Source organism: Streptococcus sp. HPH0090 (assembly GCF_000411475.1).
Classification (GTDB): domain Bacteria; phylum Bacillota; class Bacilli; order Lactobacillales; family Streptococcaceae; genus Streptococcus.
The window spans coordinates 1,131,384-1,144,860 of the sequence record NZ_KE150464.1; the positions used below are offsets into that span (position 1 = coordinate 1,131,384).

Annotated in this window: 15 protein-coding genes; all 15 read right to left on the reverse strand. The window is 38.9% G+C overall.

Annotation, left to right across the window (positions count from 1 at the left end):
• Positions 1 to 17 precede the first annotated feature (17 nt).
• The 15 genes from HMPREF1481_RS07440 to HMPREF1481_RS07510 all read right to left on the reverse strand — a co-directional run bounded on the left by HMPREF1481_RS07440 (position 18) and on the right by HMPREF1481_RS07510 (position 13,390).
• Positions 18 to 1,109 carry a sensor histidine kinase gene (locus tag HMPREF1481_RS07440; protein WP_016466861.1) on the reverse strand — a complete coding sequence of 364 codons (1,092 nt, stop codon included), beginning with the start codon at positions 1,107 to 1,109 and terminating at the stop codon, positions 18 to 20.
• Positions 1,079 to 1,765 carry a response regulator transcription factor gene (locus HMPREF1481_RS07445; RefSeq protein WP_016466862.1) on the reverse strand — a complete coding sequence of 229 codons (687 nt, stop codon included), beginning with the start codon at positions 1,763 to 1,765 and terminating at the stop codon, positions 1,079 to 1,081. The genes HMPREF1481_RS07440 and HMPREF1481_RS07445 overlap by 31 nt, the downstream gene beginning before the upstream one ends.
• A 62-nt stretch (positions 1,766 to 1,827) precedes the next feature.
• Positions 1,828 to 2,547, reverse strand: a complete 720-nt coding sequence (locus HMPREF1481_RS07450; RefSeq protein ID WP_025173296.1) for an ABC transporter permease — start codon at positions 2,545 to 2,547, stop codon at positions 1,828 to 1,830.
• A gap of 1 nt (position 2,548) precedes the next feature.
• On the reverse strand, positions 2,549 to 3,334 hold the full coding sequence (locus tag HMPREF1481_RS07455; protein ID WP_016466864.1) for an ABC transporter permease: 786 nt from the start codon (positions 3,332 to 3,334) through the stop codon (positions 2,549 to 2,551).
• A gap of 1 nt (position 3,335) precedes the next feature.
• Positions 3,336 to 4,046, reverse strand: coding sequence for an ABC transporter ATP-binding protein (locus HMPREF1481_RS07460; RefSeq protein WP_016466865.1), 711 nt, complete (start codon positions 4,044 to 4,046; stop codon positions 3,336 to 3,338).
• A gap of 202 nt (positions 4,047 to 4,248) precedes the next feature.
• Positions 4,249 to 5,043 (reverse strand): pyruvate formate-lyase-activating protein, encoded by a 795-nt coding sequence (gene pflA / locus HMPREF1481_RS07465; RefSeq protein ID WP_004251620.1) that lies wholly within the window; start codon positions 5,041 to 5,043, stop codon positions 4,249 to 4,251.
• 132 nt (positions 5,044 to 5,175) lie between these two features.
• Positions 5,176 to 6,429 carry a diaminopimelate decarboxylase gene (locus tag HMPREF1481_RS07470; RefSeq protein WP_016466866.1) on the reverse strand — a complete coding sequence of 418 codons (1,254 nt, stop codon included), beginning with the start codon at positions 6,427 to 6,429 and terminating at the stop codon, positions 5,176 to 5,178.
• 72 nt (positions 6,430 to 6,501) lie between these two features.
• A complete protein-coding gene (gene purR, locus HMPREF1481_RS07475; protein ID WP_025173297.1) occupies positions 6,502 to 7,326 on the reverse strand; it encodes a pur operon repressor in 825 nt (274 codons plus the stop codon).
• A gap of 101 nt (positions 7,327 to 7,427) precedes the next feature.
• On the reverse strand, positions 7,428 to 8,369 hold the full coding sequence (locus HMPREF1481_RS07480) for a 3'-5' exoribonuclease YhaM family protein (protein WP_016466868.1): 942 nt from the start codon (positions 8,367 to 8,369) through the stop codon (positions 7,428 to 7,430).
• Positions 8,359 to 9,615, reverse strand: a complete 1,257-nt coding sequence (gene rmuC, locus HMPREF1481_RS07485; RefSeq protein ID WP_016466869.1) for a DNA recombination protein RmuC — start codon at positions 9,613 to 9,615, stop codon at positions 8,359 to 8,361. The genes HMPREF1481_RS07480 and rmuC overlap by 11 nt, the downstream gene beginning before the upstream one ends.
• A 1-nt stretch (position 9,616) precedes the next feature.
• The gene (locus tag HMPREF1481_RS07490) at positions 9,617 to 10,279 is read right to left on the reverse strand and encodes a thiamine diphosphokinase (RefSeq protein WP_016466870.1); all 663 of its coding nucleotides are present in this window, start codon (positions 10,277 to 10,279) and stop codon (positions 9,617 to 9,619) included.
• The gene (gene rpe / locus HMPREF1481_RS07495) at positions 10,242 to 10,898 is read right to left on the reverse strand and encodes a ribulose-phosphate 3-epimerase (RefSeq protein ID WP_016466871.1); all 657 of its coding nucleotides are present in this window, start codon (positions 10,896 to 10,898) and stop codon (positions 10,242 to 10,244) included. The genes HMPREF1481_RS07490 and rpe overlap by 38 nt, the downstream gene beginning before the upstream one ends.
• 10 nt (positions 10,899 to 10,908) lie before the next feature.
• On the reverse strand, positions 10,909 to 11,787 hold the full coding sequence (rsgA, locus tag HMPREF1481_RS07500; RefSeq protein ID WP_016466872.1) for a ribosome small subunit-dependent GTPase A: 879 nt from the start codon (positions 11,785 to 11,787) through the stop codon (positions 10,909 to 10,911).
• Between the two features lies 1 nt (position 11,788).
• Positions 11,789 to 12,661, reverse strand: coding sequence for a 16S rRNA (adenine(1518)-N(6)/adenine(1519)-N(6))-dimethyltransferase RsmA (gene rsmA / locus HMPREF1481_RS07505; protein ID WP_016466873.1), 873 nt, complete (start codon positions 12,659 to 12,661; stop codon positions 11,789 to 11,791).
• Between the two features lie 12 nt (positions 12,662 to 12,673).
• Positions 12,674 to 13,390 (reverse strand): hypothetical protein, encoded by a 717-nt coding sequence (locus HMPREF1481_RS07510; RefSeq protein ID WP_016466874.1) that lies wholly within the window; start codon positions 13,388 to 13,390, stop codon positions 12,674 to 12,676.
• Between the last annotated feature and the right edge of the window lie 87 nt (positions 13,391 to 13,477).

Consider the following 13,477-nt stretch of genomic DNA (forward strand, 5'->3'; position numbering starts at 1 on the left):
ACAAATTAGTAAGTCAATTACTTTGATTTAATACAATTGAGACTCATTATAACTTCTGCTCCCTCGTCTCTATTTTTCAGTTCTACTTGTCCTTTATGCAGTTTTGCAACTCTACATACAAAACTAAGTCCAATACCATAATGTTGCTCTTTAACCGATCTAGCTTTATCCATACGATAAAAGAGCTTCCCAAAATTATTTAAAACTTCTTCTGGAAATTCAGAGCCATTATTCCATATACCTATTTTCAATTCCTTCCCCTCTTGCTCTACTCTAATTTTAATTTTAGGATTCTGTTTATCTGCATACTCCAAAGCATTTGTTAAAATATTTTGTATTGCACGAATCAGAAGAGATGGATTTATATAATAGCTTTCAGTTCCATTCAAATTTTGTTCAAAAGAAAACTTCATCTGATTTTTTATCAAAAAAGAGATTTCATTCTTTAATTCATTGATAAAATCTGAAGAGGAATACTCCGTCCAGTCTGCCTCATCATCATAGTAAGTTTTAGAATAATGAATCAACTGATTAAAATAATCTAGTAAGCGTTGACTAGCACGAACGATATCTGCTAAACATTCTTTAGACTGCTCATCTTTAGTGGAAGTGTGCAAAAATTCTGCATTCCCTTTGATGATAGTTAGAGGTGTCTTTAAATCATGAGAAGCTGCTGAAACCTGAAACATCAAATCTTCTTTCTGTTGCTTCTCATCATCTAATAGCTGTCGAATACGATCTTGCATCACAATAATTCGATTTCCTGTCTCACGAAATTCCTTAACTGTTAATCTTTCTGTACATTCGCTTTCTAGCCACATACTATTTTCATAAATCAAATTCATTTCATAACTTAGTTTTTTCAACAATTTGCCAATGTGATAACTTATTAGAATAATCAATAAAACACAAATATATATCCATGATGACACATTGAAAAAAATTGATTGAACATCATTATTTTTAAGAGGCTTCCCGTCCTCCATTATTTGTATTGATACAGAAGCTAAGGGAATAAGATAAGCTAATAACAAACCAAGACCAAACTGCCAAATAATTCTCCAACAAGTTTCTAGAATTAATTGTCTAAAACTTTTGATTCTACCCATTGATATCCTCCACCGTACAAGGTTTTAATTGGATTTAACTGATATGGTTTCAGCTTTTGACGAATTTGATAAATGTACTCTGAAACCGAACGTAAAAGAGCTTCTGAATTTTGTGGATATAGATAATTATATATTTCCTCAATTGAGTATATTTTATTTGGGTGACTTGCTAGAAGGCTGACAATATCAAATTCCCTACTTGTCAATGGAACCTTATTATTCTTTATAAATAGTTCCTTACTATCAGTATATAGTACAAGCTTCCCACTTTTTATCTGATGCACAGTTCCTTTAGTCCGTTCTTCACGACGTAGATGCATTTTTACACGCGCTAAAAGCTCCTGCATACTAAAAGGTTTCATAATATAATCATCAGCGCCTGCATTGATTCCAACCACCAAATCTTCATCCATATCCTTAGCAGTTATAAAACAGATAGGAACAGTTATCTGATTGCGAATCATCTGACAAATTTCTAAACCACTAACAGGCATCATAATATCTAATAAAATCAAGTCAAATCCTGTAAAATCACAAAGATCAATCTCTTCTATGTTATTTCGTATGACTACTTCATACTTTTCATATTCTAGTACCTTTTTTATTAGACGAAGAATATCAAGATCATCATCTACCACTAAAATTTTATAAGCCATAACTCACGCTCCTAAATTATATTATATCATTAACTGAGAAAAAGACAGGATAACCCCTGTCTTTAGCGTACATTTCTTTCTCTAAGTATCAATGTAGCAAATACAAAAACAATTAATAACCATACTATTTGTATCCCTAAGCCTTGCCACACTGGATAATAAAGTGATAAAGGATGGATATAGTAACAGTTCATACTCGCTAGTAAGGGTAAATTTCTAAATAAAGAACTGAATTGTAATAACATTTGCCCTAGCCCCAATAAAAGTGATAAACTTATTCCCAAAATTAAGGTAAAAGATCGGAAAATAAATACAAAAATACCACTTAAAAGAGAGAAGGTTAAAATAGAAATACAAACTGGAAATAGAACTGTTAGAACATTTTTAATATTGCTCAAAAGATTGATATTGTAATATCCTTGAGCAAATAGTATACATACTGATATTACAGCTAGCAATAATACAATTTCCACACATAACACAATAGCTATTTTACATATTATAAATTTTAAACGATTTGGACATGTAAGAAAACTTGTACGAAGGCTAGAACCTGTAAATTCTTGACCTATAAATAGTACAGCTAGACTAATAAAACCCGCCTGTCCTAAATAGAGACTTTGCAGTAGCTGTTCCAAAACAAAGTGTAGGGTCAACTGATCTGGTTTACTATTTAAAAAAATAACCATCGGCGGAACACAAAGTAATAGAGCACCTATAATCAACCAATGCCAAGGATTCATCATAAACTTGAGATACTCACATTTAAATTGCTCTTTCAACTCATTCTCCTCCTCCAATATCTGACTGAAGTACGCGGTAAATTGCCAAAGCCAAGAATGACAAATTCCAACAAAGTAAAAGCAAAATATTTTGTAAACTATTCTGTTCTAACATTTGTGGAGATGTAGCAATCAGTCCATAGCTCAATGAAACTGGAAGAAATTTTGCAATTGATATATGGTCGGCTAAGAATGTTCCTAAATTGTAGACTTGAGGAAGCAAAAACAATAGGGGAACAAGGGCTTTTTTAAATGTTAAAGCCAGAATATAGGCTAAAAGTCCCAACAATGTCCAAGCTATACTGTCCAAAAACATATAGAACCAAACTGTCCCATTTAGTGAAAAAAGCAATAAACCATCTTGTCCTAAAACATAATGTGTCATGTTAATCGTCAGAAATATTGATAGGAAGGAAATGACAAAAGAAAATACCAGCCAAATTAATGTCTTTGAAACTAGGAGAGTAATTCGACTCGTATTAGAGAGGAGGCTTGTGCGAATAGCAGAATCTTTATACTCTTCAGCTCCGTAGATTGAGCCTAAGATAATCATAAAAAAAATGCCAATTAGAGTAACATCAAATCCTAAAAATTCAATAGGTGGAATAGCTTCTACTAACTCTGGATTTGTCTCTGGTGTAGCATGGATACCAACTGAAACAATTTGAGAAGCACCAATATCTGCTAAAAACGTTTGAAATACTAGTATCAAGAATAGTACAACATGAGTAGCTCTCTTATAAAGTAATTTCAATATTTCAGAATGAAGAGAGTAAATAAGTGCCATGTCACTTTCCTCCCTCTGTTAAACTAAAGAAAACTTCCTCCAGTGAAGAAAGATTTCTCATCACTTCTTGTAAAGTCCCTTTTATAAGAACTTTGCCTTTATTTATGATGACCACATCATCTGTCACTGCTTCCACTTCCGATAATATATGAGATGATAGCAAGACGGTCTTTCCTTCTTGAGCTTGTTTTTTTATAAACTCTCTAAACCACCGAATTCCTCTTGGATCCAAACCATTTGTCGGTTCATCCAATATCAGATATTGAGGATTTCCTAATAGAGCTGTTGCAATTCCCAAGCGTTGTCCTTCTCCTAATGATAATTTCCCAATTTTAGATTTTTTCTTATGGCTAATATCCACCATATCCAAGACTTGCTCAATTCGCTGACTGGATATCCCATTACTAGCAGCAACAATTTTCAAATGTTGATAAACAGTCCGATCATCAGGAGCACCGACACTGTCAAATGAAGCTCCTACAGTCTTTAGAGGAAATTTTAATTCCTTATAAGTTTGATCTCCAATTTTGGTAAGACCAGATGTTGCTTTGTCTAATCCTAATAAGATACGTAAGGTTGAACTTTTACCAGCTCCATTTGGACCTAGGAAAGCAGTTACTCTTCCTGCTTTTGCTTCAAAAGAAATATCTTTTAAAATTTGAGTTTGACCATATGACTTACATAGATTTTTAATGGTAATACTTTGTTCCATAGATTTCTCCTATTCAATTTGTTGTATCATTTGAAACAAGTATATATTAATCAATAATTTTCGGATTTTTTTCAGGATTTTAAATCTTTATAAAATCTGTATTGTCATATAAATCATAAAAATTTTATTTTGTTTAATTTAGCCTTATCTATATTTATCTGTGTAAACTTAAAAGCCCGATGTTCCCATCAGGCTTCTTTTTTTATCCATGAACACGTTTCATGTAATCTTGATAACTCTCTGTATCCATTAGTTCCTTAGCGTTCTTAACACGATCTGCTGTTGGAGGTTTAACGCCTTCAAGCGAATACGGAATGCCAAGTTCACGCCACTTGAACTCACCCATCGTGTGATAAGGTAAGATTTCAAACTTATCAACATTTTTGAGAGTCTTTACGAACTTCCCAAGCTCAATCAAATCTTCATCACGGTCTGTCAATCCAGGCACGAGAACGTGACGAATCCAAACAGGTTTTCCAATATCTGACAAGTACTGCGCACAAGCCAAGATATTTTTATTGGTTTGGCTGGTTACAATCTTATGTTGAGCTTCGTTGATTTCCTTGATATCAAGGAGAACCAAGTCAGTCACAGCCATAAGCTTGTTGAATTTTTCAAGATAGCGTGGTTTATTACGGAACGGAAGGGCACAAGTATCCAAGGTACAGTGGATGCCTTTTTCTTTCGCCTTGGTAAAGAGGGCAATCAAGAAATCAATCTGCAAGAGGGCTTCTCCTCCGCTGACTGTGATACCTCCCTTGTCTCCCCAAAAACCACGATAGCGAAGCGCTTCTTCCAAGACATCATCTACTGTTCGTACACGAGATTTATTGGTTTCCATCGCCCATGTATCGGGATTATGGCAATATTGGCAACGCATCTGACAGCCCTGCAAAAAGACAATGAAACGGATTCCGGGACCATCTACCGCCCCAAAACTTTCTGTCGAATGCACCATTCCTGTCACTTGTCCATAGTCAATTGTTTCTTCTGACATAACGTCACCTTCCTTGAAACCGTTTTATAATTTTATTATATCACGCTTGAAAGGAAAAACAATAGATTTTGTCTATTTTTTAGAAAACAATCTGTTTTTTACTTTCAACTTTCATGATTTTCAAAAATTCTTCTAATCCTTGTCAAAGTCAAACCCATAGAGAGTTGCAAAATAGTCCTCAGGGCGCTCTGCTCTACGGATTAGTCGAGCACCACCATCCTCTGTGTAGAGAATCTCTGCCGAACGAAGTTTCGCATTGTACTGGTAACCCATAGAGAAGCCATGCGCACCTGTATCATGAATCACTAACAAATCACCAATTTCTGTTTGAGGTATTTCACGATTAACCGCAAACTTGTCGTTGTTTTCACAAAGAGAACCAACAACATCAACGACTTCAGCTTGACCGTCAGGATTCATCATATTGGTAATATGGTGATAAGCGCCATACATAGCCGGTCTCATCAGGTTAACAGCTGACGCATCTACTCCTAGATATGTACGGTAGGTTTTCTTTTTATGAGTAACTGTTGTCACCAAAATTCCATGAGGTGCCAACATAAAGCGTCCTAGTTCTGTAAAAATTTTAACTTGACCAAGACCTGCTGGCGTAAGAACTTCTTCATAAACCTGACGAACTCCCTCACCAATCAAAGCGATGTCATTAGCCTCTTGATCTGGACGATAGTTGACCCCGATACCACCAGAAAGGTTGATAAAGTCCAGCGAAATACCCAACTTTTCCTTAATTTCTACTGCTAACTCAAAGAGCTGACGCGCTAATTCTGGATAATAAAGGTGAGTCACTGTATTGGAAGCTAGGAAGGAATGAATTCCAAAGGTTTTAGCTCCCTTTTCTTTCAAAATAGCAAAGGCTTCAAAAAGCTGCTCCTTAGTCATCCCGAACTTAGCTTCGCCAGGATTATCCATAATGTCCGTTCCTAGTTCAAATACTCCACCGGGATTGTAACGGCAAGAGATGATTTCTGGGATACCTGCTGCACGCTCTAAATGTTTGATATCTTCAAAAGCATCTAAATTAATCGTCGCACCTAATTCACGGGCATAAGCATACTCTCTATCTGGAGTATTATTGGATGAGAACATCATATCAGAACCAGAAAATCCTAGCTTATGACTCATCAAGAGTTCTACATAACTAGAACAATCCACTCCACATCCTTCTTCTTGTAAGATTTTCAAGATAGCTGGGGTCGGAGTCGCCTTGACTGCAAAATATTCTTTAAAGCCCTGATTCCAAGAAAAGGCTTTGTTTACTGCGCGTGCTTTCTCGCGGATCCCTTTTTCATCGTAGAGGTGGAAAGGGGTTGGAAACTCTTCAACAATTTTTTCTAGGGCTTCACGATTAATAAATGGTGTTTTCATAGGACTCCTTTATATTCATTATCAAAGAAAGGCTGGGACGAAAGTTCCAACCTTTGTATTTTAAGTTCATTCTTATTTTTCTGCATCAAAGATGTTTCCAACTTCAACAGCAATTTGTTGATTCTTCACATCAATGTTGGTAACCTTCAAGAGTGATTTGTAATCAAACTGTTGTTCGCGATCTTCTTGCGCATTATCGGCAAAGACGGCTACTCCAGCCAATTCAGAATCAAACTCTGCTAAAAGGCTGATCATCCCGTTAATGGTTCCTCCACCCTTCAAGAAGTCATCGACAATCAAGACACGACTTCCTGCTTTGAGGCTACGTTTTGAAAGGAACATTTTTTCGATACGGTCACTAGAACCTGAAACGTAGTTGACACTAACAGTTGAACCCTCAGTGATTTTCAAGTCACGACGAACAATGACAAACGGTACATTGAGAACATTTGCTACCGCATTTGCAAGCGGAACCCCTTTGGTCGCAACAGTCATAACAGCATCAATCTTTTGATCCATAAAGCTCTTAGCAATAATGCGACCGATATTTTTCAAAATAGCTGGGGTGCTTAATAGGTCAGATAAATAGATGTAGCCACCTGGAAGAATACGGTCACTCTCTGAAAGTTTATCGCGTAGCTCTTCGATGATTGTTTTGGACTCAAGGGTAGAGATAGATGGTGTGAAAATAACTCCACCACCAGCACCTGTCACCGTTTGAATATGCCCGATTTCAATTTCTTCGAAGGCGCGCTTAATGATGACAATATCTTCTGAAATAGAAGACTTAGCAGATTCATACTTTTCTGCAAAGGTATTGAGACTGGTTAATTTGTAAGGATTGTTAATCAAGTAATTGGAAATAACAACCATCCGATCACTTCTTCTTAATTTCATTAGTTATTCACCATTCTTTTTTATTAGTCTTTTTCTCATTATATCACACTAAAGCAAAAAAACGAACTTTATTGTTTAAATAAAGCTCATTTTTTTAGTTTCTAGTCTAATTTGGGCTTGTAGAAGGAACGATTGTCCATAGCAAAGACCTTATTGGTCATTTCCCCCTCATCAACAAGGGCGAGCGCTGTTGACATCATCATCATGCTGGCATCTAGATTATCAATCATATGAATGATTTCAGCTTCCATCACACGAGGACGAACTGGACTACCATACTCAAGCAAGCCATGGTGGCTGAGAATCACATGGCGTAAGAGTACCACTTCTTCACGAGTGTCATCAATGCCTAACTCCATTACTGTTTTGGTAATTTCACTATCAATCAAAGCGATATGGCCAATTAGATTCCCTCTAACTGTATACTCTGTCTGGTCTGGGCCAGTCAACTCAATAACCTTGGCTAGGTCATGGAGCATAATTCCAGCATAGAGCAAACTCTTATTAAGCTGTGGGTACACATCAGCAATTGCCTCTGCTAAACGAACCATAGTCGCTGTATGATAAGCAAGTCCTGTTTCAAAGGCATGATGGTTGGTTTTGGCAGCTGGATAAGAATAAAATTCTTTATCATATTTGGTATAAAGAGCTCGAACGATTCGTTGCCAGATAGGATTTTCAATTTTGAAAATCATCTGCGCCATATACTCACGGATTTCCTTAACATCAACTGGTGATTTGACCTTGAAATCTGCTGGGTCATTTGGTTCGCCAGGCTGAGGTAAGCGAAGAGAGATTTGATTTACCTGAGGCGTATTGTTGTACACTTCACGACGACCTTGCATGTGAACAACCTTCCCTGCCGTAAAGGCCTCAACATTATGAGGTTGGGCATCCCAGAGTTTTCCTTCGATTTCCCCACTATCATCTTGGAAGGTGAAAGCTAGGTAATTTTTCCCAGCACGCGTTTGTCTCAGATCGGCTGATTTGATCAGATAAAAGCCTTCAAATAGCTCATCTTTTTTCATGTGACTAATCTTCATATTCTTCCTCATCTTCTTGGAACTGGAGTAGATCAAGCGCAGGCTCACCTTCTGATAACTCAATGTGACGGAGCGTTCGCTCGATAGCTGTAGTACGACGGTTTAATAAATCATCAATATTGCCAGAGGCATGTTGGAGATGTTTTTGTGCCTTGACCAAAACCCCCCCAAACTTGCCAAACTCGGTCTTGACGCTGGCAAGAGTCTTGCTGATATGGTCGGCACTCTTTTGGATATTGAGAGTTTTGAAGCCAACTGATAGAGAGTTAAGAAGGGCTGATAATGTACTTGGCCCTGCAACGATAATCTGCTCCTCCCGTCTCAAATCATCAAAGAAAATCGGATTGCGAACAATCTCTGAATAGAGACCTTCTGTCGGGACAAACAATACTCCAAAATTGGTTGTTCGAGGTGGCGCCAGATACTTACTCTTGATATCCTTTGCAAAACGCTTAACACTCGTTAAGAGTGACTTACGGCAGCGCTCGATCTCGTCCTTGTCACCTGATTCATAGGCTTCTTCTAGGCGGTAGTAATCCGCCAATGGAAACTTAGAGTCAATTGGTAGATAAACATATTCTTGGTCGCCTTGCCCAGGCAACTTGATGGCGTACTCGACTCGCTCACTCGAATTTTCAACCGTTGCAAATTCTCGTTCATACTGGGCAGGTGTCATGATATCTTCAATAATCTGTCCCAGTTGTAATTCACCCAGAATTCCTCGGGTCTTGGTTCCAGATAAGACTTTATTAAGCGCACCGACATCCCGTGCCACCGTCTGCATTTCGCCCAGACCTCGATTGACAGACTCCAATTGCTTGGACACTGTTTCGAAGGAGGCTTGCAAGCGAGTTTGCAAGGTCTTTTCTAACTTTTCCTCGACTGTTTGGCGCATCTGCTCTAAGCGTTGTTCATTTGATTCCTGCATGGCTTGGAGACGTTGGTCGGTCTTATCTCTGGTTTGGAGGAGGTTCTCATTCATCTCCTGGCGAACCTGAGTCAGACCTTGGTGCAACTCGATACGCACTTCCTGCAAGCGATCACTGACAGCCACTTCAAGTTTTTTTTGATCCAGCTGACTGGCCTGTCTAGCTTGTTCGAAGCGATAATCCAGCTGGTCTGAGAGATTATCTGCCTGATCTTCTAGACTCTTGGTCAAATATTGCTCCTGCTTGTCCTGCCTTTGCCAAATGAGAAAGAGGCCGACTAGGTTAGCAATTAATAACAGTAGTAATACAATCTCCATCCTATCTCCTGTCCTTACTATGCAGTACGACCACATAGCCATCCGGGCATGTTACCGAAACTTCCCTATCTATATATTCGTTAGAAGCATAGACTTTCTTAAAGAAAAAGTTCTCCTCTGTCAATTCGTACTTGGCTCCGATAATAGTCAACTGACTATCCCTCACGGGCATAAAAGCAAGATAATCATAGTCCGAACGTGGTTCTAGCTGACTGGTCCCTTCTGGGCAATAGCTAATCAAGTTTTGCCCATCCTCAATCTCTATTTGACGCATATAGGGCGCCAATTTAGGATTGCTAGGCAGAAAGACATTAGCCAGCATATGGTCGATGCGACCACCTAGGGCACCAAAAATGGTCACCTGAGCCTGAGGATTTTTTTCAAAAATCGTTAAAAGTGCTAGTTCCAGATCGGTATCATCCTTCTCTGGCTGAGCTTGGACAAAGTGTTGGGCACGTTCTTGAATCAACTGACGTTCTTCTACAGTCACAGAATCAAAATCCCCAACTGCTAAAGCAAGAGCAAGTTCTTCTTCCAATATCCAGAGTGAGCCTCGATCTACACCGACAAAACAGTCAAAATCTGTCCGGTAGTGACCGCGGTCTCCCCCTGCAAAAACTGCAGCTTTAGCCCAGTTGATTTCTGAGGGCTTGCACTCGTTCATTGACATCTCCCTTAAAGACATAAGACCCTGCTACAAAAACTGTAGCGCCAGCTTCTTTGGCTTGAGCAATGGTTTGGTCATCAATACCACCATCGACTTCGATTTCAAAGTTCAAGCCTTTTTCTTCACGAAGGGCAACCAACTCACGAACCTTATCCATGGTTTCAGGGAGAAAAGCTTGCCCACCAAATCCAGGATTAACCGTCATGACCAAAACTTGATCAACTAAGTGAAGGACATGTTTAATCGCCTCAATAGGCGTACCTGGATTAATGACAACCGAAGGTTTAACACCGAGAGAACGAATCTTTTGAAGAGCGCCATGGATATGAGGTGTCGCTTCAACATGGATGCTGATGATGTCAGCTCCTGCACGCGCAAAATCCTCTAAATGATGTTCTGGGTTAGAGACCATCAAGTGACAGTCAAAGACCATCTTACTATGAGGTCGAAGACTTTCGACTACACCTGCACCAAAGCTGATCTGAGGTACAAAGTGACCATCCATGATATCGATATGGGCGTATTCTGCCCCAGTTGCTTCTAGGCGTTTAATTTCACGTTCAAAGTTGGCATAATCTGCTGCCAGAATTGACGGAGCAATCTTGTATTGAGACATAGGTTTCTCCTTATTTTGGAATTTTTTTGCTGACTTTTTTATAGGTTTCTCTGCGATTTTCAATCTCACTGAGGAATTGTAGATAGTTGTCGAAACGGAAGTTTGCAATGATACCCTCTTCTACTGCTGGTTTCACTGCACAAGATGGCTCATGAGTATGCGTACAAGTACGGAACTTACAATCGCGACTGACACTAGCAATCTCTGGAAAGGCTTGGTTCAGCTCTTCAGCACTTGATACTTCATAATCTAGCGACGAAAAACCTGGTGTATCTGCGATTTTACCACCATTGAGGTTGTAAAAACTAACAGCTCGAGTAGTATGGCGACCGCGTCCTAGACTGTCTGAGATTTCTCCCGTTTCTAGATTGAGGTCAGGTGCAATTTTATTAAGGAGGGTTGACTTTCCAACACCTGTCTGCCCCATAAAGACTGTCACTTTGTCTGTCAACAAGGGTAGGAGCTCCTCTTTACTAGTCACAAAGTCGTAACCAATAGCACCATAGGTCTGCTCGTAAAAATCCAGTTCTCCCCCATCTTCCAGTAAGTCCATTTTGGAAATATAGATGATAGGATGAATGCCCTTATGTTCTAAGAGAACCAAGAAGCGATCCAACAAGTTGCTATTAAAGTCAGGTTCTTTAACGGACATAATGACAACAGCTTGGTCAATATTGACAATGGGTGGACGAACCAGACTATTTTTTCGTTCATGAATTTCCAATATATAGCCTTCTGAGTTCTCCTCTGCAGAAAAATCTACCCAATCCCCAACATAGGGTGTGTGACCTTTTTTACGAAAATTCCCACGTGCGCGTGTTTGATAAACCTTGCCATCACTCTCCACATAGTAGAAACCCGCTAAGGCTTTAATAATTTGTCCCTGCATCTTAGAGTCCTTGTTCTTTAAGTGCGTCTGCTAGACTGGCAAATTCTTCTAAACCAAGAGCTTCACCACGTACAGATGGTGACAAGCCTGATTGGTCCAAAGCCTTGGTCAATTTATCCTTGACTTCTTCAGACTTCCCAAAGTAACCTGTCAAGTTGTTCCACAAGGTCTTGCGACGATGAGTAAAACTAGCCTTGGAAACTTTAAAGAAGAAGTTCTCGTCTTCAACTGCTACAGCTGGTTCTGGACGGCGCACCATTTTCAGGATAGCTGAGTCCACATTTGGTGCTGGCACAAATACTGTACGAGGCACGATAAAGGCAACCTTGGCTGTCATATAATACTGAACCGCAATTGACAAGCTACCGTAAGCCTTGGTATTTGGCTTAGCAGAGATACGATCTGCCACCTCTTTTTGCATCATGACCACAAACTCACTAAAAGGAATGCCACTTTCAATCAAGTGCATGAGAATAGGCGTCGTGATATAGTAAGGCAAGTTTGCCACTACCTTAATTGGTAAGTCAGGATTTTTAAAATTTTGGATATGCTGCGCCAAGTCAACCTTTAGAATGTCCTCGTTGACTACGGTCACATTGTCAAAATCACGCAGGGTATCTGCTAAAATTGGTACCAAACGGTGGTCAATTTCAAAGGCCATGACTTCAGCTGCACGCTCAGCTAAAAACTCCGTCAAGGCACCAATCCCTGGACCAATTTCAATGACATTGACCTGATCATCAATCTCAGCCGTATCCACAATTTTTTGAAGGATATTGGTATCGGTCAAGAAATTTTGCCCGAAGGATTTTTTAAAGGTAAAACCGTGACGCTCCAGCACTGCCTTGGTCACGCTATAATCTGCAATTCTCATTTATTCTCTTTTCTATCTCTTAACCATCATATAAAAAATCAACCTAATTACTAATGCAAGTATAAGCAAATATACTATACCACTCCTCCACTTGTTCGCTTTTGTATCGGCTCCAGTCATATCGCCCCCTTGCTTATCTTCTTGAGGCTTCATTTTCTTGAGTTCATCCTGATAGGCAACCGAATCTAGAATATTATCTTCTGGCAATAATTCTGAAGCATAATAATCAGGGAAGCCCATAGCAAGACCAATTAAGTTCTTTTCTGTCAAAGAAAAATCTAAGTCTTTGGGTTGATTTTCCCGAATAGCTCCTATATTTTTTAACAGTTTATCAGAAACAACAGACACTTGGTCCATAAAAACAATATCTAAGACATCAAATCCGAGTACATCACCATCTTTGACATTTGCAAGAATATAACGAACAAAGGCATCATATAGTTGCACGGATTGTGGGACATTTTCTTCTAAAAAAGACCGGTTTTGGAGGGCATTTTGCCGGAATTTTTCAATAGGAAGCAAGATATCTACATTCTGCTCTTGGTAAAATCTTTCTGCTTGCTCTTCATCTTCTTCGAGTTCTTCTGCTGTTTTCCAAAGAGCAATTGGAGCTTTTAAATCTTCTTCATCCCAAAATAATTGCCAAAAATAGGGTATTGTGTAAATTCCCTCTGTTAGAATACGAGCCTCATCTCCGTTTTTTAAGTAAATATAACTTCTATTCGCCATTCCATTTCCTTTCAAAATCTTTGAAAAAGGGTAGAGGTTCAATTAGGATGTAGATAAAACTATATAGTTTCCCAATGTAAAGAAACT